The organism is Escherichia sp. Marseille-Q3837, assembly GCF_916618735.1.
Classification (GTDB): domain Bacteria; phylum Pseudomonadota; class Gammaproteobacteria; order Enterobacterales; family Enterobacteriaceae; genus Escherichia; species Escherichia ruysiae.
The window spans coordinates 3,127,589-3,150,835 of sequence record NZ_CAKAKC010000001.1 but is presented as its reverse complement, the minus strand read 5'-3'; the positions used below and the strand labels follow the sequence as shown (position 1 = coordinate 3,150,835).

Annotated in this window: 15 protein-coding genes and 1 pseudogene; 5 read left to right on the top strand and 11 right to left on the bottom strand. The window is 50.2% G+C overall.

The features are described 5' to 3' along the window. The first annotated feature begins 71 nt into the window (after nucleotides 1-71). Together LG381_RS15130 and LG381_RS22435 are read left to right on the top strand one after the other, a co-directional pair. Nucleotides 72-221, top strand: coding sequence for a type I toxin-antitoxin system Hok family toxin (locus LG381_RS15130; protein WP_032225140.1), 150 nt, complete (start codon nucleotides 72-74; stop codon nucleotides 219-221). A 346-nt stretch (nucleotides 222-567) separates the two neighbouring features. Beyond that, nucleotides 568-717 (top strand): type I toxin-antitoxin system Hok family toxin, encoded by a 150-nt coding sequence (locus LG381_RS22435; protein ID WP_024165206.1) that lies wholly within the window; start codon nucleotides 568-570, stop codon nucleotides 715-717. Between the two features lie 73 nt (nucleotides 718-790). Here the strand turns inward: LG381_RS22435 and LG381_RS15120 are convergent, their stop codons facing one another. Then, nucleotides 791-964, bottom strand: coding sequence for a hypothetical protein (locus tag LG381_RS15120; RefSeq protein ID WP_225762592.1), 174 nt, complete (start codon nucleotides 962-964; stop codon nucleotides 791-793). 273 nt (nucleotides 965-1,237) lie between these two features. Next, nucleotides 1,238-1,768: a cytochrome b561 gene (cybB, locus tag LG381_RS15115; RefSeq protein ID WP_010347364.1), complete on the bottom strand. Its 531-nt coding sequence runs from the start codon at nucleotides 1,766-1,768 to the stop codon at nucleotides 1,238-1,240. Nucleotides 1,769-1,956: 188 nt separating this feature from the next. Between cybB and gap the strand changes: the two genes are divergently transcribed. Then, nucleotides 1,957-2,958 carry a type I glyceraldehyde-3-phosphate dehydrogenase gene (gene gap, locus LG381_RS15110; RefSeq protein WP_000048677.1) on the top strand — a complete coding sequence of 334 codons (1,002 nt, stop codon included), beginning with the start codon at nucleotides 1,957-1,959 and terminating at the stop codon, nucleotides 2,956-2,958. A gap of 95 nt (nucleotides 2,959-3,053) precedes the next feature. Here gap and LG381_RS15105 read toward each other — a convergent pair. The 5 genes and pseudogenes from LG381_RS15105 to hrpA all read right to left on the bottom strand — a co-directional run. Continuing rightward, nucleotides 3,054-3,276, bottom strand: a pseudogene (locus tag LG381_RS15105) (aldehyde dehydrogenase family protein); the annotation flags it as partial. 87 nt (nucleotides 3,277-3,363) lie between these two features. Further along, entirely contained in the window at nucleotides 3,364-4,065 is a 702-nt protein-coding gene (locus LG381_RS15100; RefSeq protein ID WP_105280924.1) for a DUF2931 family protein, read from the bottom strand. A gap of 10 nt (nucleotides 4,066-4,075) precedes the next feature. Next, nucleotides 4,076-5,764 carry a DUF2235 domain-containing protein gene (locus LG381_RS15095; RefSeq protein ID WP_225762591.1) on the bottom strand — a complete coding sequence of 563 codons (1,689 nt, stop codon included), beginning with the start codon at nucleotides 5,762-5,764 and terminating at the stop codon, nucleotides 4,076-4,078. Nucleotides 5,765-6,291: 527 nt separating this feature from the next. Next, complete coding sequence (ydcF, locus tag LG381_RS15090) at nucleotides 6,292-7,092, bottom strand: DUF218 domain-containing protein YdcF (protein WP_225762590.1); 801 nt, start codon at nucleotides 7,090-7,092, stop codon at nucleotides 6,292-6,294. A 271-nt stretch (nucleotides 7,093-7,363) separates the two neighbouring features. Beyond that, nucleotides 7,364-11,266, bottom strand: a complete 3,903-nt coding sequence (gene hrpA, locus LG381_RS15085) for an ATP-dependent RNA helicase HrpA (protein ID WP_225762589.1) — start codon at nucleotides 11,264-11,266, stop codon at nucleotides 7,364-7,366. Nucleotides 11,267-11,466: 200 nt separating this feature from the next. Between hrpA and azoR the strand changes: the two genes are divergently transcribed. Next, entirely contained in the window at nucleotides 11,467-12,072 is a 606-nt protein-coding gene (azoR, locus tag LG381_RS15080; protein WP_032225131.1) for an FMN-dependent NADH-azoreductase, read from the top strand. Between the two features lie 139 nt (nucleotides 12,073-12,211). On the opposite strand, the gene LG381_RS15075 is transcribed toward azoR, so the two are convergent. The 4 genes from LG381_RS15075 to LG381_RS15060 all read right to left on the bottom strand — a co-directional run bounded on the left by LG381_RS15075 (nucleotide 12,212) and on the right by LG381_RS15060 (nucleotide 22,003). Further along, nucleotides 12,212-18,445: an autotransporter domain-containing protein gene (locus tag LG381_RS15075; RefSeq protein ID WP_225762588.1), complete on the bottom strand. Its 6,234-nt coding sequence runs from the start codon at nucleotides 18,443-18,445 to the stop codon at nucleotides 12,212-12,214. A gap of 405 nt (nucleotides 18,446-18,850) precedes the next feature. Then, entirely contained in the window at nucleotides 18,851-19,174 is a 324-nt protein-coding gene (locus LG381_RS15070) for a YdbL family protein (protein WP_000831643.1), read from the bottom strand. A gap of 7 nt (nucleotides 19,175-19,181) precedes the next feature. Then, a complete protein-coding gene (locus LG381_RS15065) occupies nucleotides 19,182-19,367 on the bottom strand; it encodes a YnbE family lipoprotein (RefSeq protein WP_000706311.1) in 186 nt (61 codons plus the stop codon). Beyond that, complete coding sequence (locus LG381_RS15060; protein ID WP_222679756.1) at nucleotides 19,364-22,003, bottom strand: YdbH family protein; 2,640 nt, start codon at nucleotides 22,001-22,003, stop codon at nucleotides 19,364-19,366. The genes LG381_RS15065 and LG381_RS15060 overlap by 4 nt, the downstream gene beginning before the upstream one ends. Nucleotides 22,004-22,210: 207 nt before the next feature. Here LG381_RS15060 and ldhA point away from each other — a divergent pair, with 207 nt between their 5' ends. Beyond that, the gene (ldhA, locus tag LG381_RS15055; RefSeq protein ID WP_000762235.1) at nucleotides 22,211-23,200 is read left to right on the top strand and encodes a D-lactate dehydrogenase; all 990 of its coding nucleotides are present in this window, start codon (nucleotides 22,211-22,213) and stop codon (nucleotides 23,198-23,200) included. Nucleotides 23,201-23,247 lie beyond the last annotated feature (47 nt).

The following is a 23,247-nucleotide window of genomic DNA, read 5'->3' as shown; positions in this document are numbered from 1 at the left end:
CCGAGGCCGACGAATGAACCCAACAATTCAGATGTTAGCCTCTTACCCGCCATCCGGCAAGGAGAAAGGCTATGAAGCGCAACCCTCTGGTGGTGTGTCTGCTCATTATTTGTTTCACAATACTGGCATTCACACTTCTGACCCGACAAACGCTCTACGAATTGCGGTTCCCGGACGGTAATAAGGAGGTGGCGGCTCTCATGGCCTGTAAGTCCAGGTAAGGGCCAGCGCGGGGAGTTTTCCCCGCGCATCTGGCGGCAGGTTCATTTTCTCATGGCACCCCTTTTCATACTGCAATCGGAACCTGGCTCGCATTTAATCCTGTCGTTTATGTTATCTGATTAAAATTTGCCGGAAATCGTCACACAATTCCGTAAAGTGATTATTTCTCTGCTAAGGGAAACCACATAGGATGATCGCGGGTGCCTGAGACTTTCTGTTTTCAGGCTAACCGGGAATCAGAAAGACGAAGGCCCCGACCGATATTTCTATCAACCGAGGCCAACGAATGAAACTCGCAATTCAGATGTTAGTCTCTTACCTGCTATCCGGCAAGGATAAAAGGCTATGAAGCGCAACCCTCTGGTGGTGTGTCTGCTCATTATTTGTTTCACAATACTGGCATTCACACTTCTGACCCGACAAACGCTCTACGAACTGCGGTTCCGGGACGGTAATAAGGAGGTGGCGGCTCTCATGGCCTGTAAGTCCAGGTAAGGGCCAGCGCGGGGAGTTTTCCCCGCGCATCTGGCTGGCAGGTTCATTTTCTCATGGCACCCCTTTTTTCCTTTCAGTTAGTACATGTCTTTTTCGATGCGCTGATAGATCCATCGTTACAAACAAATTTGCCACCAGCAGTACAGTGGGATATCCCACCTTTCGAACCAGAACACGGCTTGCGCCCGGCATCGGCATAAAAAGAAACAAGCATTCCCACTAACAAGATAAGTGCAATTTTTTTCATATAACCTCCATTGTTTACCAAATTTTATGTTCGGTATAAAAGTTATACGCTGGGTGGATTTGATTTCACTTAGAGAGATCAAAAATTGAGGAAATTGGATTTCAATCTTAACTGAAAGATAAATTGGTTAAATATAATCCAGATAAACACATAAAGGCTAATTATGGTTTTATTTGTCATACAAATAAATATAATAGATGCTTCCGATGTAGACCCGTATTCTTCGCCTGTACCACGGGTCTGGTTTAGTACAGGCGCTTTCTTTTATTGTCGTCAGGAACGCTTACGCGGCATCATGCGCAGAAGCGTGTTGTCCTTCCAGAAATAGTGGTGTGCCAATGCAGCAGCAGCATGTAGCCCGATAACGAAATATCCCAAATTTGCCAGCGTTTCATGCCACGACTTTAAAATATCCACCAGATCGAAATTTGGCTCTGATGTGTAAGGCATCGTTACACCGAACGCAAACCAGGGATTGCCACGGTTATACATCATCACGATACCAATCAGTGGCAACGCGATAAACAGCAGGTAAATGACCAGATGCCCAAGATGCGCAAGCCCCGTCATCATCGGTTTCGGTTTAGGCACAATTGGCGGGGTTGGGTATTTCAGTCTTAGCACAAGACGAAGCACCATTAGTACGAGAATCGAAATGCCGCAGGAAACATGGATCATGTTGATGAGCGGCCGATCGGCTCGCGGGAAAAAGCCACGAAACTCCATTGCGCAATACGCTGCAATAACCAGCAAAAAGACCAGCCAGTGAATGCCAATTTGTAACCTTGAATATTTCTTTTCCATAACATTTCCTGCTTTAAAACAATTTTCCGTTAACATAACCAGCTTTTCTTAAAATTTCATTAAATATTGTTCGCCCTTTTTCAGTACGTTACGTTTCGCTGCACGAATGTAGATTGCTCATCCCGCCATCCTGGTCTAAGCCTGGAAAGGATCAATTTTCACCCAAGAGTTCCTTACAGGAGAAAACCATGAGTAAAGTTGGCATTAACGGTTTTGGTCGTATCGGTCGACTGGTGTTGCGTCGATTACTTGAGGTCAAAAGCAACATAGATGTTGTCGCTATTAATGATCTCACATCACCGAAAATTCTCGCCTATCTGCTGAAACACGATTCAAACTACGGCCCGTTCCCCTGGAGCGTTGATTTCACAGAAGACTCACTTATCGTCGATGGGAAAAGCATTGCGGTTTACGCCGAAAAAGAGGCAAAAAATATTCCGTGGAAAGCAAAAGGTGCAGAAATCATTGTCGAATGTACAGGCTTTTATACCTCTGCAGAAAAATCACAGGCGCATCTGGATGCTGGCGCCAGGAAGGTACTGATTTCCGCCCCTGCCGGTGAGATGAAAACTATCGTTTATAACGTCAATGACGACACTCTGGATGGCAACGACACCATTGTTTCCGTGGCGTCATGCACCACCAACTGTCTTGCGCCGATGGCCAAAGCCTTGCACGACAGTTTCGGAATAGAAGTCGGCACGATGACGACTATTCATGCCTATACCGGCACCCAGTCACTGGTGGATGGTCCGCGTGGTAAAGATCTCCGCGCTTCACGTGCGGCGGCAGAAAATATCATTCCCCACACCACTGGCGCGGCAAAAGCCATTGGCCTGGTGATCCCGGAACTGAGCGGCAAACTGAAAGGCCATGCGCAGCGTGTACCCGTGAAAACAGGTTCGGTCACCGAACTGGTGTCTATTCTCGGGAAAAAAGTCACTGCCGAAGAGGTGAACAACGCGCTTAAAAAAGCGACAAACAATAACGAGTCATTTGGTTATACCGATGAAGAAATAGTCTCTTCCGATATCATTGGTAGCCATTTCGGTTCGGTGTTTGATGCCACGCAAACGGAGATTACCGCCGTGGGCGATTTACAACTGGTGAAAACAGTCGCCTGGTACGATAACGAATATGGGTTTGTTACCCAGCTTATTCGCACTCTCGAAAAATTCGCCAAACTCTGACAGATACAGGCGGAGAAAAATGCCTCCGCCTGTTTTACACATTATGACTGTAAATAGACTACCTGGGTTTGAAGGTACTCATGCAAGCCATGTTTACCGGTCACTAGAGCAGGCGACATTTTGTGGGCAATAAGGAAGAACGGGAAGTTCCACGGCAGAATACCGGTGGTCACGCCAAGAGCACGTTTAAACAGAATAATATGATCGCTTTGAATAATTTTTCCCTCATAACGCCACGCCCACTTCGATTTCAGCCAATTGCTGGCTCTTGCCCCCTTACTCGACAATCAGCGTACTGATTTCTCTGGCGCGTTCGCGGTATTGAAGTTTAACCCGTTAAAACAATCAGATTAATGCTCAAAAGGATCTCAAGAAGATCCTTTTAAGTTTTCTAATCATTATGCCCTACCAGTTGCCATATGGATAGTGCTTTCCCTTGATAAAATCGCGGATAAAGGGGGCGTAACCGTTAGCCTTGATGTAACTGAAATCAATCTGGTTGGGAACGTTTTTGCATATCAGCATATCATCCCCCGTCAGGGTAAACTGTCTGGCTGGTTGCTGGAGTACGGATGGGTTCCCGTTATCCTCAAGCCAGACCCGTACAGTACCGCCTGGAGCCAGACCAACAGCCATTCGCTTCCGGTAGTAAGGTTTACCTGGATGATACGGATCAGGATATGCCGTAGCCATCTGCTGCCACGTCTCCCGGCTGAACCAGATCTCCGTTTCATACGCTTTCTTGTCGATAACCGAGTCCCAGCACACCGTCATTCGTACCGGCAGTGCTTTTCCCCGGTTAAAATACCCGCCATACCCTCCTATCAAATCATGCCAGCGCCCGACACTCAGATCACTGATGTCTATAGGATCTAACCGACGGAAGATACTTTCCCGAATATCCCCGTCCTCCAGGTACACCATCGTCACCCGTGCAGGCAGATTTTTCGGGTATATAAAACTAAAATTCCAGTTATCGTAAGGCAGCTTCTTTCCCCACTGCTCCACGCCGTCTCCCAGCAGCGTCTTCACGCCTGCCCGGCGGTCATGGCAGCCTGAAAGCAGAATGCCCCCCAGCACGGCCACCATCAGCGGTAATCGTCTCATCCCTTCCTCCTCAGAACAGTCCGTCCAGCACGTCCACGTTCGCCCGCTCCCGGTCTTCCCACTGCTGCTGGTCATCCATCCTCCACACCGTCCGCACCCACCCTTTGCCCGGAGCCATCGGCCACACGAACGAGCGGTCGTCAGTCGGCGCATAGTGGTTTCGCAGAAAAACCTCTCCCGAGGACGGACTCACCCACAGACTCAGGTCCGAGTCGATGTTCCAGTTCGCCGAACAGTGCAGATAACGCCCGATGGTTCGCATCTCCTCCGCCGTGAAGCCCTCCGGCTCTGCGCCACGCCGGATCGCACGCCCCTGGGCTGTTGCTTTGTCACACAGGGGAACCAGCTCAGCAGGAAGAGCTGTGTCAGGGTTTTGCGGGTCAATATCTCCAAACATAACCCCGGCGTCCTGTGCCGCATCGAGCATCACCCGCATACACACCTTTTCCCAGTCGTTCGGCACCGCCCTGCGTGTCATAAACACCGCCGCGCCGGCTTTCTTCTCAAAAATAAAAGCCCGAGCCTTGTCAAGGTTAACCAGCGGCCACGAAATCATTTTTGTCTCCACCTTACCGTGTGGCATCAGGTACTTCAGCGCCGGCAGTGAAAACAGCGCCTGACGCATCTTCTCCGCCTGACGGTACACCGCAGTCTGCGTCTCGTCCGCGCTCTCCGGTATCACATCAAAGTCCGGCATCGTCAGCAGGGAAATCTCATCCTCACCCGCGTTGTAGCCCCCGCCAATGTCCGAATGCGCCCCCGGCAGTGCCAGCTCCGGCCACATCCCCGCGATGCTGTTCAGACTGAAGTTATAACGGCACTCGTGCATTGCGCTTATCTGAAACACCTTCTGCGCCACGGAAGGACGCAGCTCAAGGTTGACACCAGGATTACTGCGTCCGTTAATATCGTAGAAATTCAGCAGGCTCCCGATGGCTGCCACTGTGTCAAAAAGCCCCAGAAAGCGCACCTCTCCCGCAGGTTTTCCATGGTATCTGGACATATCCAGCCCGTTCTCTATTGCAGCCACTATCGCCGTATCCTGGTTCATCACCCGGTTGGCAAAGTGCCGTGCCGCTGCCGCGCCGCGACTGAACCCGAACACATCAAACTGCACCTTCGCGATCGCCGCTTTATCGCGGTTACGACTGATAAATATATTCAGTGCGGAAGCAATTTTCTCAAGAGCTTCATCGGTCTTGGTCACCACTCCCTCAAACCGCCGGATAAGGCTGCTGCCCAGCCCCATCCCCAGCAACGAGTCGCTTTTCCCATCTGCCGTCCCGATGCCGCTGACGTAGGCTTTCACCTGCGCCTCCATCTCATCTTCACCAAGGGCAGTATCAGATTTGTAAAGGTCATTGAGCCGGGAAATATTGGTGATGCCGCCCTGCCAGCTGGCGTTGCCTGCCCCCTCTCTGGCGTGTTCTTCATACTTCGCGCACGCCCTGGCTCGTTCTTCACCGACCAAACCGGCGCAGTGGGCATACGCCAGCCGCAGATCGTCTGCGTTTGCCCGGTTATTCCCGGTACCATCAAAGAACACCCCCACCGTCAGCGTGATCCCTCTGACCGGCACCCGCCGGCACCGGATGACTTTTCCACTGCATAAAACATCGGTGTAGTGCGTGTTCTCCCCGGTAGTTTCATACCGGTGATAGCCGGTATTACCCGGCTCAGTATTCTCGCCTGCTGCCATAAAAAATCCATTTTGTCTGAAAGGTTAAATCAGGCACATCATACTCCCCCCTTCAGTTCTTAAATAAAATCAACGCTCTATCTTCTGCACAAGATGCAGTTGCCATATTCAAATGTATGAATTCCTGGTTGTTCACTGACAGCAACGGAGCCACTGATATGCTCTGTCGCCCGGATTTAACGGGAGGATACAAGGTGCGGAGCCTGCCGTCCCTGAAGCGGAAGAGATACCGGAGTGCATCCGATCTGCTGAGCAATAGCATTCACAACAACTGAAGGTGTATTCAGGATAATGGCCCTGTATTGGTCATTCCAGCTAGCAGGGAAAGCTCGTCAGTAAGCAAACGCGACTCGTCCCGGTCAAAAAAGTCTGTTCCTGTGTAAACATCAATCATCGTAGATGACGGCATCGTGGAAAAACGATTCTGTGAAGGGCTTCATAAAAACAAGTGTGAAAGGAATAAAAGGCAGAAGTAAAAGTAAAGAATCATGCCCGTTTGCCAACGGTATTTCACAAACGGGCAATTTTTAACGTAGTGAACGACTTTCCATCGCTTCAATAAGCACAGCGTCGTGTTTCAGCGTCTGCCAGGCCTGGGTGACTTCAGCGGGAAAGTCAACGTGAACGATAAAATCGCGCCCGCGTGGCCCATAGCCATCGCTATCATCACGCAAACGAGGTAGCTCGCCAGTAAGAAGCGATAAATAACGCTCAACTGGCCATAATCCTTGCAACGGATTAACAAAGATTACACTGTCTGCGTTATTTCCTAACTGAGGAACGAATCCCGGATAACTTAACCAGCGTGGTGCATCGGGATTGTCCCCGGTCATACGGCGGAACGTCGCCATCGTGCGCCGCTGCATGGTGGGGTCTTGAACAACGATAGCCGTATGAACTCGTTCTACGGCCTGATTCAATAGCGCGATGCTAAAGCGTGCGTTTTCACCGCAGTTTGTTGACTGGTCTTCAATCCAGATTTTTTCATGCGGAATATGCCAGAACTGATGGGCAATATCCGCCAGGATGGTAGCTTCTGACCTGCCTGTTGTGCGAATGGTGTTGTAATGCGGATGCCGGGCGATGGCACTGTATAAAAACGTTGTCGAGTGACCGATACCACCGCTGATCAGTAAAGGAATTTGCTGATCTCGGGCAATCTTGCAAGCGGCGTCGATAGTAGGGATAACCGCATTACCTGCAAGGATCACGCAATCAGCCTGATACGGAGCAGCACCGGAGAAATCATCCTGCGCCAGCCATCGACCGATAACGTTTATGGCATCGATGGTTGCCGCCGAAAGCGTCGGAAACGGGGTAATATTCATGGTTCCTCCTTCTCGTTCCCTTAAGAATACTGCGTGAGATAATAATGAGAAGCGGAGCACTCTGAAAGGAGGAAGTCGTATTTCGTTAACCGCCTCTGCGCAAACATGGCATATGTTTTACAGAAAAGCTGTAGATAAACATTATTCATCTTACAGCAGAGAATTGTATTTTTCTGAACTCCTGAATTTTGCCCTTACCGTTTTTAGAATTAATCTAAAACCCGGCGCTAAATGCTTACCGGGTTTTAGATTTATCAACCAGATTGCAGCGTTATCCGCTAATCTGCTCCATCGCCTGCAAAATACGCTTGTCAGAAATAGGATAAGGCGTACCAAGTTGTTGAGCGAAGTAACTGACGCGCAACTCCTCTATCATCCAGCGAATTTCTTTCACGTCTTCATCCTCACGACGTGCTGGCGGCAGTTTGTTGATCCACTGCTGCCACGCCTGCTGGACGTTTTCGACTTTCAGCATCTGAGCACGGTCACGATGCGGGTCAACCGCCAGTTTTTCCAGTCGTTTTTCAATCGCCTGCAAATAACGCAGCGTGTCACCCAGACGTTTGAAACCGTTACCGGTGACAAAACCGCGATATACCAGCCCGCCCATCTGCGCTTTGATATCTGAAAGTCCCAGCGCCATCGTCATATCAACGCGCCCTTTCAGGCGTTTATTGATATTGAACACCGCTGTGAGGATTTGCTCGACCTGCTTCGCAATATCCACCACCGTATCGTTCAGTTCGGCACGCACTTTTTCATGCAGCGCAGCAAAGCCTTCTTCCGTCCAGACAGGGCCACCGTTGGCATCGATCAATTTATCCACACCGCAGGAGATACAGTCGTCGATCAGATCCAGCACTTTGCCATACGGGTTAAAGTACAGCCCTAACTTGGCTTTGTTTGGTAACTTTTCATGCAAGTACTTGATCGGCGATGGAATATTCAGCAGTAGCAAACGGCGAAGACCGTTCCACATCGCTTGCTTCTGTTCCAGCGGATTATCAAACAGTTTGATCGCCACACTGTCGCGCTCATCCACCAGCGCCGGCCACGCCTTCACTTTGTAGTTGCCGCGCTTCTGCTCGTAGCTTTCCGGCAGTTGCCCAAAGCTCCAGATATGTAAGCCGCTCTGCTCGATACCGTCATCCGCCACCGCAGACAGCGTTTCCTGCACTTTGCCTTTCAGCGCGTCTTTCAGATCTTGTAGCGAGCGCCCTTCTTTTAGCTTCTTGTTTTTGTCATCCACCACGCGGAAGGTGATTTTCAGGTGATCGGGCACCTGATCCCAGTGCCAGTCCTCGCGGTCAACGGTAACGCCGGTCATCCGCCGCAGCTCGCGCTCAAGGCTGTCGAGCAACGGCAGCTCCAGTGGCGTGACGCGGCCTAAGAACGCTTCGGCGTAGTTTGGCGCGGGTACAAAATTACGCCGTACCGGTTTCGGCAACGATTTAATCAGCGCGATGATCAGTTCGCGGCGCAGGCCGGGGATCTGCCACTCAAACCCACTCTCCTCAACCTGGTTAAGTAACGGCAGCGGGATATGTACCGTCACACCGTCAGCATCCGCGCCGGGCTCAAACTGATAGCTCAAACGCAGCTTGAGATTGCCCTGATGCCAGAAGTTCGGGTAATCCAGCTTGCTGATTTTTTCCGCCCCTTCTTTGATCAACATGCTCTTTTCAAAGTTCAGCAAATCAGGCGTTTCGCGGCTGACTTTTTTCCACCAGCTGTCGAAGTGACGAGCGGAGATTACATCGTGGCTGATGCGCTGGTCATAAAACTCAAACAACGTTTCGTCATCAACCAGAATATCGCGGCGACGTGATTTGTGTTCCAGTTCTTCCACTTCGGCCCGCAGTTTCAGGTTTTCACGGAAGAATGCGTGACGCGTCTGCCAGTCACCTTCCACCAGCGCGTGGCGAATAAAGAGTTCACGACATAACGCCGGATCAATCTGGCTGTAGTTGACCTTGCGCGCGGCAACAATCGGCAATCCATACACAGTGACTTTTTCCGTTGCCATCACCGCGCCCTGCGCCCGTTCCCAGTGCGGTTCGCTGTAGGTGCGTTTAATCAAATGCTGCGCAACGGGTTCCACCCATTCTGGATCGATACGCGCAGCAATGCGCCCCCACAGGCGGCTGGTTTCTACCAATTCCGCCACCATTACCCATTTCGGCGGCTTTTTGAATAAACCAGAACCGGGGAAGATGGAGAAACGCGCGTTACGTGCACCGGTATATTCCTGTTTATCGGCATCTTTCATGCCGATATGGGATAGCAAACCGGTCAGTAAGGCGATGTGAATTTCGCGATACTCCGCCGGTTCGCTGTTGACCGGAATGCCAAGTTCTTTCACCACCTGACGCAACTGGGTGTAGATATCCTGCCATTCGCGCACACGCAGATAGTTAAGGTAATCGGTACGGCACAGGCGACGGAAGGCGTTAGAAGAAAGCGCCTTTTGCTGCTCGCCAAGATAATTCCACAGATTTACAAACGCGAGGAAGTCGGACTCTTTATCGTGGAAACGACGATGTTTCTCATCCGATGCCTGCTGTTTGTCCATTGGTCGCTCACGCGGATCCTGAATGGAGAGCGCGGAAGTGATAATCATCGCTTCCCTTACACAGCCATGTTTCTGCGCTTCCAGTACCATCCGCGCCAAACGAGGATCGACAGGCAGCTGAGAGAGCTGGCGACCGAGCGGCGTCAGTTTATAGGCGCTGGCCTGTTCATCAGTGGTGATCGCGCCCAGCTCTTCGAGCAGACGCACGCCATCCTGGATATTGCGTTTATCCGGTGCTTCGACAAACGGGAACGCAGCGATATCGCCCAGCCCCAGCGCGGTCATCTGCAAAATAACCGAGGCCAGGTTGGTACGCAGAATTTCCGGGTCGGTAAACTCCGGGCGCGAGAGAAAATCGTCTTCGGAATAGAGACGAATACAGATCCCTTCTGACACACGTCCGCAGCGACCTTTACGCTGATTAGCAGAAGCCTGCGAAATCGGCTCAATCGGCAAACGCTGCACTTTCGTGCGATAGCTATAGCGGCTGATACGCGCCGTACCGGGGTCGATAACGTATTTAATACCCGGTACGGTCAGCGACGTTTCCGCGACGTTGGTCGCCAGCACAATGCGCCGTCCGCTGTGCGACTGGAAGACGCGGTTTTGTTCGCTGTTAGATAGTCGTGCGTAAAGCGGCAATATTTCGGTATGACGCAGATTCAGCTTGTTCAGCGCATCAGCGGTATCACGAATTTCCCGCTCGCCGCTCATAAAGATCAGGATATCACCAGGACTTTCCTGGCTTAGCTCTTCTACGGCATCGAAAATGGCCTGCAACTGGTCTCGTTCGGTGTCATCCGCTTCTTCAACAATCGGACGATAGCGCACTTCCACCGGATAAGTGCGACCGGAAACTTCGATAATCGGCGCATTATTAAAGTGGCGTGAGAAACGTTCAGGATCGATGGTCGCCGAGGTGATGATCACTTTCAGATCTGGACGACGCGGCAGCAACTCTTTCAGATAACCGAGCAGAAAATCAATGTTCAGGCTACGCTCGTGCGCTTCATCGATGATGATGGTGTCATACTGCATCAGCAGGCGATCCTGCTGGATTTCCGCCAGCAAGATACCGTCAGTCATCAGTTTGACCATCGTATTGTCGCTTACGTGATCGCTAAAACGAACCTTATAACCGATACAACCACCGGGCTCGGTCTGCAACTCTTCAGCAATACGGTTCGCTACCGTTCGTGCCGCCAGGCGACGCGGCTGGGTATGGCCGATCAGCCCTTTAATCCCGCGCCCCAGCTCCATACAGATTTTCGGTAACTGGGTAGTTTTACCGGAACCCGTTTCACCGGCGACAATGACGACCTGGTGATCGCGAATCGCTTCGAGAATGTCCTGTTTTTTCTGACTAACCGGTAAATTTTCCGGATAAGTAATCTCCGGACGCGCCGCTTCACGCAGCAGGACTTTCCCTGCTGCCAGGTCAATCTCTTTTGCCATTTCCTGGAAAATAGCCTGTTGTGCATCAGGATTTTTAACCTTCTTCACACCATGCAGACGGCGGGAAAAGCGCATTCTGTCACGCAGCATTAGCGAATCCAGCCGCTGCTGCAAGGCATTAAAGGTCAATTTTTGTTGTTCTGTCATAACGTTAGAGGGCAGTAGTCTGCCTGGTTAATTTTCTTTTAAATGATAGATATAGAGTACCACATCGCGGTTTTTTATGCGTTGTTCAATAAATTCGAACATAGACTTCGATTTATTGCGCTATCTCTGTGGCAGGATTGTGAATAAAGTGTCAACAAGCAACGGGGCATCGCCCATTCAAACATCTATAAGGAAACACCATGAGCAAGGTATTAGTTCTTAAATCCAGCATCCTGGCAGGGTACTCTCAGTCTAATTTGTTGTCCGATTATTTTGTTGAACAATGGCGCGAAAAGCACACTGCTGATGAAATCACCGTGCGTGATCTGGCTGCAAATCCGATTCCGGTGCTGGATGGCGAACTGGTTGGCGCTCTGCGTCCGAGCGATGCGCCGCTGACCCCGCGTCAGCAGGAAGCTCTGGCCCTTTCCGATGAGCTGATTGCCGAGCTGAAAGCCCATGACGTTATCGTAATTGCGGCACCGATGTACAACTTCAACATCTCGACTCAGCTGAAAAACTATTTTGACCTGGTTGCGCGTGCAGGCGTTACTTTCCGCTACACCGAGAACGGTCCGGAAGGTCTGGTAACCGGTAAAAAAGCCATCGTGATTACCAGCCGTGGCGGTATCCATAAAGATGGGCCGACGGATCTGGTGACGCCGTATCTGTCTACATTCCTGGGCTTTATCGGTATTACCGATGTGAAATTCGTCTTTGCGGAAGGTATTGCCTACGGTCCGGAAATGGCGGCGAAAGCGCAGGCAGACGCCAAAGCAGCAATTGACGAAGTTGTTACAGCATAAGTTTTAAGAGGCCTCCTGCAACTGTGGGAGGCTTTTTATTGTTATCCCTGAACGACCTCTTGAGGAGGTTGTTTAGGGATAACAATAAAAAAACCGCAACCTGTATCAGCGTTGCGGTTTTTGTGTCGCAGATTAAAAATCAGAACGTTTTCTTAAAGTTCAGCATCACGCCTTTATCGCTGATGCCGTCCTCTTTCCAGTGGTAAGCGTCCAGATGCAGCGAACTTTCTTTGCTGCTGTACTTCACGCCAACGCTTGCCAGGCTATTGATACCGCCGCCCTTCTGCCCGTCGTCAACATTAAAGTACTGGCTGCCAGCTCCGGCAAGACTTGCTGTACGCTGGCTCTTCGCATAACTCAGGTTTGGGCCACCTTCCAGCGTCGCGTTCGCGCTCCAGCCGTCTTTACCTGCGTAGTCCAGTTTCAGGCCAACGATGCCGTCCACCGCCGTTTCGCTGCCGCTGTTCATATTCAGGTTAAAGTCACCGGCGTTGCGTTCCTGATAACCGCCTTCCAGCGTGTGGCGCAGTTTCACTCCGGCATACGGCGTTATTTTCAACCCTTCGCGTGGTTCAAAGGTTTTCGCCCCTTCGCTGCGGAACTCCAGGTACTGCTGTTTCACGTTGGTATCGGCTGTTTTACTGACGTCGCCGTAGGCTACGGCACGGCTGCTGTCGAGGTTATGAACATCATAACGCAGGGCGTTATTCCAGCTCATCCCGTTTTCGAACGCCATCTGGTGCTTCAGTCCAAAGAACTGGCTGTAGCCGCCGGTCACGCCGTTGTCCCCTGCCGAGTCAGAACCGTTACCATCCAGACGGGCGATCCCATACTCCAGGCTCAGGCTCTGGCTTTCACTCAGGTCGAGAGTTTTACGCAGCGCCAACATGTCATATTGCGTGTCGTTGCCCAGTTCCGCGCGCGGATCGCCTTTTGCCACCACGTTGAACGCCAGACCGTTGCCCACCTTCGGTGCGGCATCCGCCAGCATACTGAAGCGGTTGCTTAACACCCGTGCTTCACGGAATACGGTGGTCGCCTGACTGCCGCTGATTTGCTTAAGCGCACTGTTAAGCTCCGCCGTGGTGCCTACGTTCAGACTGGTGTATAGCTCGTTATTGGTGTAACCCGCGTCCAGCGCCTGCGCAACATCATTCACCGAGGCATCGGTAGCCACATCGGTATAAGCATTTTTGTTCATGGTGACGTCAACGTTACCGCTGGCATCGGTGCTACCCTGCGCATTCCACACCACAGAGGTGGAGGTGATGGCATCAGCATCCGTCAGGTTACTGCCCTGCACCACGTTATCGAAGGTGACTGTAGTGTCTGCTGTGCCTGCGGCGAAGCCGGTGTTGATTTCCACGCCGCTCATGCTGGCATTGTTTACTTTCAGCTTACCGGCGCTGCCATCAGCGTTGGTTCCCACAACGTAGCCGTTGAGGCTGTTGGTGCCGCTCTCTTCGCCCGTTGTATTATCAACAAACGATGTCACCGTGGTATTCGGCACATCCGGCAACGTGTAATCGCCGTAATGGACTTCGGTGGAGTTACCGTTGTTACCGTTAATACCTTCCACGTTCACGCTGCCGCCCTGTTTGATCAGGCCTGACCCGGTTACGCCATCGGCGATCACTACCGTACCGTTGTTGACTACGTGGCCATTCGTCCCCAGCACACTGAACGCATAAGAATCATTGGCATAGATATTAATGGTGCCATTGTTCTCAATAACTGCGTCCGCCGTGGCATTGGCATCCAGTTGCATACCAATCAGGCCGGTATCGGTCGTGCCTTCCGTTCCCAGATTAATAATGCCCTTATTGACCAGTTGCGCGTTATTATTCCCTTCCATCGCCACGGTATTATTGCCGCTGATGTTCATGGTGCCGTCATTCTGCGCGACATAGTTGGTGTGCGTGAATTTCACGGCGCTGGCGTTATCATGATCGAAATTAATCTCACCTTCACTCATGTTCCAGAAGAACGCGTCCGTAGCTGCGGCGTTACTGGCGCTGACAACGACTGATTTGGCGGTTGAATCCACTTTACCATTGTTAATAAAGCGCCCGTTTCCCCCCCAAATATTGACTGCGCCGTTGTGGGAGGAGTTCGTCAGTGACATATGCCCGGTGTTGTAGAGTGTGCCAGACTGGTTGATGTGAACGGCGTTTTTGTTGTTATCGAGAATAAATTCGCCGTGGTTGTTAAAAACGGCATTGTTATCGATTTCCAGCATCCCGGCATTACTGTCTTCGCTGCTGTTGCCCAGAATCCAGGTGCCGTCGTTATTCACCACTGCATTATTGGTTAATTTAGAACCATGTTTTACAATGCCGTCTTTTTGGTTATTGAAGATGCCGTTCTGCTGGTCGATGCGACTGGTGACGGTGCCGCTGTTGTTAAAGACGCCCGCTTTCTGCACCAGTTTATTAATCGTGCCGTTATTGTTCACCTGCGAAGTATTTTTGCCAGCATACATTGTTATCTGGCCAGAAACCGTGCCATCGTTATTCAGCGTGCCGCCATCAATATCGATATTGCTCAGTGTGCCCGCGTTATCGACCTCGCCACCTTCGTTCAGTTTTATCAGGTTATTGATAATTCCTGTTGCGGTATTTTCCAGTTCACCGTTCAGCACCGTCACCACTGGGCCAGAAATCGTACCGGAGTTGATGACGCTGCCTGGCGTGGTGTTAGTAATCACCACAGACTGAGCGAAATTCGTTGACTGCCCTTCAGTGCTGAAAGTATCGCCCCCGGTGTAGACCTGGCTAACTGCCGGATCGGTCGGGTTATACTCACCGGAATTTTCACAAATGCCCAGCGTGCAAATGGTTCCGTAATTAATAATGGTGCCTGAACCGTCAGTATAAAAAGCCTGGCCGACGTCGGTATCAATATTGATCACACCAGTTTTGTCATTAATCGCCACGCCACTGCCAATCGCGCCCATCGCAAATAGCTGGTTATCCTGCTGCTTAGTGACGTTTTCATCCGCCGTCAGGTTGATGGTGCCCTGGTTTACCGCTGTACCGCCATTAAGTGCTAGCATACCAAAACCTTCATTCTTGACGTTGATGGTTCCGGTATTCAGTCCTGTGGCATCGCCCACCGAAGTATCGGTCGAACCCGCCAACATACCACCGCCCATCAGAAAAGCAGTACTGGTTTGCCAGTATGTTTCGCTAATGGTATTCCCGTTTTCATCAAGTGTCGGAATAAACCCGTTGACATTAATCTCTCCGATATTGGTGGCAGTTCCTTTAGTGGCAGAAACGCCATAAGTTCCCGCACCGTGTAAATTAATGACCGCACCGGCCTGGTTAATAACGTCTCCATAATCGCTCGCGAGAAGCGCGTAGTAGGTTTTATAATACCATCTTAGGGGGTAATTAGGATTGCCATTGGCTCCAGATGGAGCAAGAGATGATGTTATATTAACAACACCTCCTGAGGCATTGGAGGCGCTAGAATTCTTTCCATTTGCGCGCACAACACCCGTTCTACCATCATCCACACTGCTTTCCACCGTTTTAATATTGATGGTTCCTGAATTAATGACTGATGCGCCGTTAATAGCGAAAATAATTTCCTTCGCTGTTAACGCATTAATCTCGCCTTTATTCTCTGCGCTGGAACCTATACCATCCGCTGTTATCGTGGAATTATCACCATAATAGCTAGCATCACGCACAGGACTAAAAACATCAGTGACAGAGTTTTCATCAAGCACGACGCTACCACCATCTGTGACATAAATAAGCCCTGTTGCCCCACGGATTGAAGTGATGTCCAGGACAGAATGCCCACTGATATTAACCACACTATCACCAGAGACATAAATACCATTAATACCATGACCACCAGTGTCCCCTGATATATTTACGCCGCCATTCAAATTAACGACATTATCATCTCCGGCGACGACCACACCATCCAGTTCAGGTTGTTCTCGAAAGAAGGATGAATAGGCTTCAATATTTAAACTACCATTCAACGATATCGTATTATTATCGCCGCTAATCACTAAACCGTTGAGATGGTTATCAGATTCTGTAGGAGAAGAACCCATATCAGAGGTCAGGTTGACATCCCCCTCCAGCGTAACCTGGCTATCATTCCCGGCAATGCTTATGCCCGTCGCCCCCTGGAAGTTACCGCTGTCATCCCGCTCTTGCGTGACATTAATATCCCCGTATAAAGATACCTGCTCACGATCGCCGATAAGGGAAATACCTGTACCATTTTGGGATACATCAATTTCACCAATGTTACCAAACTGCTCATCATCGCCCTCGATCAGCACACCGACCGAATCATTGTCTATAACTGTGATTTTACCGGTATTGCTAATTTTGGCGCGTGTACCTTGGATATCAATACCGTGCGCGGCGCCACTGACGTAAAGATCGCCATTCTGAAGAACGCTTACATCATCACCCATAACTCGCGTTCCGACGGTATTTTTACCATCAACGGTCATATCTCCGGAAATTTCAAGATTGTTGCCGTTGCCAGATAAATTTACGCCCGTCGCATTTTCGCCCGCAATGCTCAGCTCATACGTTGTCATCGTGATGCTGTTATCGTTGCCGTTTACTTCCAGACCCGTTGTGGCGTCGTTAACAGACATCTTACCTGAAAGTGAAACACTGCCTTCTTTACCGGCAACTTTAATCCCTGTACCGCTATTGTTGGTGGTGATATCCCCCACGTTGACAAAAGTTGCGTTGTCGCCGTCGATCAGTACACCGAATGGATTTCCCTCGCGCCCCGTGTCGCCAACCGTAATATCACCAATGTTCATAAACGTGGCGTTACTACCATCCAGCAATACGCCTATGGATTTATCATCCACCACGGTAATATTGCCTTTGTTACTGACAATGGTGCCATTCCCCGTAACGTCAATACCGTGTGCAGCGTCACTGACGTAAAGATCGCCTTCCTGCTTGATAAGTGCGTCATTACCAACAATTTTGGTCGCTGCCGAGTTTTCGCCATCGACGGTCATATTCCCTTTATTATCGATAGTGGCCTCGTCACCGTTAATCAGACTACCCGTACCACCGTGAGTAAATGCCGCGTCGCCCTGAGTATTGATGGTTGTGCTATCGCCGTTGACAATAACTGCAGTACCACCATCGACTTCGGTTTCACCGTTGTTATTGATAGTGATGTCATCGCCCGTCAGGATACCAACAACGGAACCTTCGCCAATCGCAGTGGTTTTACCGTCGTTGTTCAGAACAATATTATCGCCTTCCACGGTCATTACCGTACCACCATTCAGTGCCGTGTTACCGCCCTGATCGGTAATAATGGCATCACTCACTTTGATGTCGTTGCCTGTGGTTCCATCAACCACCACGCCGGCTTCTTTGGTGATGTGGATTTTGCCTTCGTCGTCGTAGCTCCAGATGATTCCGCCCGCTTTGTTAACGCCTTCGAAGACTGCCGTGTTGCTGTCTTCATTTACTTTCCACTGCTTAACGATTGTCTGGCGACCATCTTTTGCCGTCAGGGTATAGCTGCCATCCGCATTCTCGGTGTAGGTAAAGGTTGCATTACGGATCTGCACCGTTTTTTCAGCTTGATCCCAGGTAACGTTGTTGTTGAATTTGATCGGATCCGGTTTGTCATCCGGCGGTACTGGCGCGTCTCCGCCATCGTCTGGCGGTACTGGTGTGTCTCCGCCATCGTCCGGCGGTACTGGCGTGTCTCCGCCATCGTCCGGCGGTACTGGCGTGTCTCCGCCATCGTCCGGCGGTACTGGTGTGTCTCCGCCATCGTCCGGCGGTACTGGTGTGTCTCCGCCATCGTCTGGCGGTACTGGTGTGTCTCCGCCATCGTCCGGCGGTACTGGTGTGTCTCCGCCATCGTCCGGCGGTACTGGCGTGTCTCCGCCATCATCTGGCGGTATTGGTGTGTCGTCACCATCGTCCGGCGGTATTGGTGTGTCGTCACCATCGTCCGGCGGTACTGGTGTATCTCCGCCATCGTCTGGTGGTACTGGTGTGTCTCCGCCATCATCCGGTGGTACTGGCGTATTACCGCCATCGTCCGGCACCGGAGACGGATCGTCGTGATGATTATTATCATCGTGTAGGGCATAGACCGCGACACCAGTTACTACCGCCGCCAGCCCAGCGGCGGCCCAGGGTAAAACGGCACTGTCTTTAAGATCTCTACATTCTGCAGGTAAATGTTCAAGCTGTTCTTTATTTAATATTTGAATATTTGCCGGACATGATATTTTGCTGGATTTCCGTGTTTCGTCTGCTGACTCGGTTGTAGTGGTATCCGCAGCCCATGTCTGGCTACTTAACGCCATCGCAACACATACCGACAACAATTTTTTCCTTTGCATATATAACTCCTTAAAAAATAGTTCCCGCGTAACAAACTACGCAAAACGTAAAAACAGAAAGCACTAAATGCCTGCAACGAAACATTCATTAAATAATAGTTATGTTATTTGTATGGCGAATATTAAGGCGAAGCAGTTTAAAAACCACATCAGAGCATTTATTAAATTATATTCTGCGAGCAAGTCATTTCAAACAATAATTAAAAACAGGCGAGAAAAAGACATTAATAATCCATTTATATCATGAATAGATTATTGGCTCGCATCCACACAAATGATGAATTGTAATTAACAGACGAGATAATAAGAGAATATATAAGCAAATCAGTTAATAAGACTTACCTGGCTAAAAACACAAAGAATCATATAAACATATGTAATAAACATGTTGTTATGAAATATAATTTATTTTCGCAACCATATACCATTAATCCCCTGTACATATTCACCCGGCTTCGCACGCGCGACAAGTTTTTGCCCTGCCAGTTTCGCTATCTCATCTGTGGATACATTATTCTGTTTTGCCAGTTGCTGGTAACTACGATTACGAGCTTCATTAATATCTCTTACCAATGCCTGTGTTTCAGCATCCGTTTCCAGCGCCACCAGGTAACCATTAAGCGTTTCACCGACCCGCCCCTGACTTCTGGCTTCATTCAGAGTTAATGCCATCGCACTGCTACTCATCAGGCCAATAATCCACACTATTATGAGTAATGTTCTTTTCATCATGACCTCAAAAAAGATCGCTACGAGTTTTAAGCAGGTCTTCAACATCTTTGTCCGCTTTGATGATGATCTCATGCTCAATTTTAACGTTCATATTAATGGTGATTGGCTCCTTCGGCGCAGCCACCTCTATGCGCGGAGTGCAACCAACCAACATAAAAGAGGACGCGAGCGCGGCTATCACTATTTTCATTGTTTTTCCTCACATTCTTTTCCTGACGGGCAGTCATTTTCCGGGATACGGGCATTCTGTTCCAGCCACGCCTGGAGATTATCGCCAAAGCGTAAACTGCGCCATAACGTAAAAATATTTTCTTCGTGACTGTAATTAAGATTCACAGTGCCTGTTTTGCCATCAACCCGACTATTACCGCTAATCGTTGCCTGCATGGTTAACACACCGAGATTATCTAAATTAATTTTTGTCGATGAACGGCTAATTTCCATATAGCGCAACCAGTTGATGGCGGTTCCAGCGGTCATATTGTCTTTTGCTACTGCATCCGCAGTGTCTTTATCCAGACGTAAGGTCATGGGACCTGAGTTTGCCAGCCAACCATCTTTTACAATCCATTTTTCATTATTCAGCCATAATGGCAATGCACCGCTAAATGCTCCTGACATGGCGAATTGTTTCGGGTTGACGGCGCTAACCAGTTCACTGGATGAGAGATTATTCAGGCGCAATAGCGCCGGATCGTGCTGCGGCATACGTAATTGTTTCATCAGCACGTTACCGCCTAAAACATCAACACTCACATTGGTCAGTAGCAAGGGTTCGTCTTCGGTCCACGGATAACGCCCTTGAAGATCGGCTGTGATATTTTTTGCTGTCACAAGGTTAACCACTTCAGCAATACGTAATGATACAGGTCGCCGCGTCCCCAGGTGCCACGCACCGTCGCCAAAACGGAACGGTAGTACAAAGTCGACGCCGTTGACCTGGTTATCAGGCATCCAGGCGCTGCCACCTTTTAATACGCCATGCCCCCCCGCACGGAAGCCTTGATCAGGCGCAGCGGAAAAGGCTACCTGAGCATACAGCTCGCCATCGCGTAGGTTCATCTTCCAGTCAGGTGGCACCAGCGGCTGAAATACAGTGAGTGATTGTTTAGGCCACCAGGCGTTACCGCGCAGACGAATACCGTCCCAGCGACCATTTACCCGTACCGGACCAATCTCGCCAGCATGTAAATCGCCTTTGAAGAGGAAATAAGTTGGTTCGCGCCCTTCAACACTAAATTTTAAGGTTGATGGCGGTAACACGCTGCCCCCCGTGAAAAGCGTTTGCCCTGCATCCAGCGAAAGCGCACCACTAAAAGACGGATTCTGCGTGTCGCGTACCCAGACAACAGGTTTCTCAAGAATTAAGCGCGGCTTTTCTACCGTCATCGTGCCATATTGCAACTGGTCGAAACCGGTCGAAAGATCGGTAAGCGTAATCGTGCTGTCATGCCACTCACCTTTTCCTGCGACATCCCAGGTGGCATTCATCGGGGTAAAACTGCCTTTTCCCCAGTAACGCCACTGCCAGCGTCCTGCATCAGGGAGAAAATCATTCGCCTGACCATCCATATGCAGCACAAAGTCGCCCAGTTCATTTTCATGTGCCTGCAAAATGGCCTGCAAACGTCCGTCAACACCACGTTGGGTGACTTTTACACCCGCTAATGGCCAACGGATTTCATCGATGTCCAGCGAATCGATGACTCTTCCCTTCGAACGTAATAACGCGCCTGGCTCAAAGGCCAGCGTTGGGTCAGTCAGACTTCCACTTAGCTGCGCGGGTAAGCGGGCATATAAAATGAGGTCCGCCTGTTTCGCTTCACCGGTCAGCTGCAGAGGCAGCTGGCTGTTATCCATGCTTAATTTTCCTGGGCCAAAATTAAGCACCGCATTGCCCTTACCTGCTTGCCCCTGGGTCAGCACACTCAGTCGACCACTAACCAATGCGTTCTCAAGTCCGGCCTGCCAGTTATCGACTTTGACACCCAATCGCCCACTAAGGGGAAAACCTTCATATGGCCAGCTCCAGCGACCATCACTGACAGTCAATTGCTGACGGGTAATTTCCCACGGTAAATCGAGCAACGGATCGCCGGTATCTCGTGCCATCACAATCAATTGCCCGCTATTTTCCTGCCACTCGAGTTCAGCATCCACCAGCGACGGTTCCTGCGGCAAATTCAACGTCGCGGTAGCATGACCACTTACAGGAAGCCCATCCGGCACTAGCGGCAGAGTAAATTCCCCCACCAGTTTTACCGGCGGCTGATTTTCAAACGCGGCAACATCCAGTTCGCTGACTGTAAATTGTTGCCCTTTAAGCAGGCCTTGAAATTTAACTTTTTCGCCCTGATAACGCAGTTGCTGGATATCAGAGGTTAATGCGAGAGAGAGTTTTCCCTGCCATTCCTGCCAGGGAGAAAAAATCAGTTTATCGATATTGATCCAGGTGTTAGGCAACATGGCCTGCCACTGCGCGAGGGTTTTCGGGGCGGCTGGAGATTGCTCTGTCTGCGGCAATTTCGCCAGGCAAGCAGAATCAAGTTCTACCGTGCCAACGTTCAATAACCAGCGGCTGGGATGTGAAAGGCTGGCGTTGGTGATATGCGCAAGCTGACAATCTCCCACCAGATAACGGAGATCGGGAATGATTAAACCTTTACGCGTAATGCGTGGGCTTTCATCTAATGCAATACGTGTCCCGAGCGGTAGCCAGATGCCCGCCAGCGTGGGAACCCACAATCCGAGCGTCATTAGCAACGTCAACGGCACAAGAATAATCAGTAATAGCAGCGCGAGAACAGCTTTATATTTACCCAACATGGGTAGTTAATATCCTGATTTAGCGAAAAATTAAGCGTTCAATACGGGTATTGTGGCATGTTTAACCGTTCAGTTGAAGGTTGCGCCTACACTAAGCATAGTTGTTGATGAATTTTTCAATATGGTCATAGCTTTCAATTATATTTTAAATTTTGTAAAATATTTTTAGTAGCTTAAATGTGATTCAACATCACTGGAGAAAGTCTTATGAAACTCGCCGTTTATAGCACAAAACAGTACGACAAGAAGTACCTGCAACAGGTGAACGAGTCCTTTGGCTTTGAGCTGGAATTTTTTGACTTTCTGCTGACGGAAAAAACCGCCAAAACCGCCAATGGCTGCGAAGCGGTATGTATTTTCGTAAACGATGACGGCAGCCGCCCGGTGCTGGAAGAGCTGAAAAAGCACGGCGTTAAATATATCGCCCTGCGCTGTGCCGGTTTCAATAACGTCGATCTTGATGCGGCAAAAGAACTTGGGCTGAAAGTAGTCCGTGTTCCAGCCTACGATCCGGAAGCCGTCGCTGAACACGCTATCGGTATGATGATGACGCTGAACCGCCGTATTCACCGCGCGTACCAGCGTACCCGTGACGCCAACTTCTCTCTGGAAGGTCTGACTGGCTTTACCATGTATGGCAAAACAGCGGGCGTTATCGGCACCGGTAAGATCGGTGTGGCGATGCTGCGCATTCTGAAAGGTTTTGGTATGCGTCTGCTTGCGTTCGATCCGTACCCAAGTGCGGCGGCGCTGGAACTTGGTGTGGAGTATGTTGATCTGCCGACCCTATTCTCTGAATCAGACGTTATCTCCCTGCACTGCCCACTGACGCCGGAGAACTACCACCTGCTGAATGAGGCAGCGTTTGAACAGATGAAAAACGGCGTAATGATCGTCAACACCAGTCGTGGTGCATTGATTGATTCTCAGGCGGCAATTGAAGCTCTGAAAAACCAGAAAATTGGCTCGCTGGGGATGGACGTGTATGAAAACGAACGCGATCTGTTCTTTGAAGATAAATCCAACGACGTGATCCAGGATGACGTGTTCCGTCGTCTGTCTGCCTGCCATAACGTGCTGTTTACCGGACACCAGGCATTCCTGACGGCAGAAGCTCTGACCAGTATTTCCCAGACCACGCTGCAAAACTTAAGCAATCTGGAAAAAGGCGAACCCTGCCCGAACGAACTGGTTTAATCTTGCTGCTCCCCTGCAAGTCAGGGGAGCTTATTCAGATAATCCCC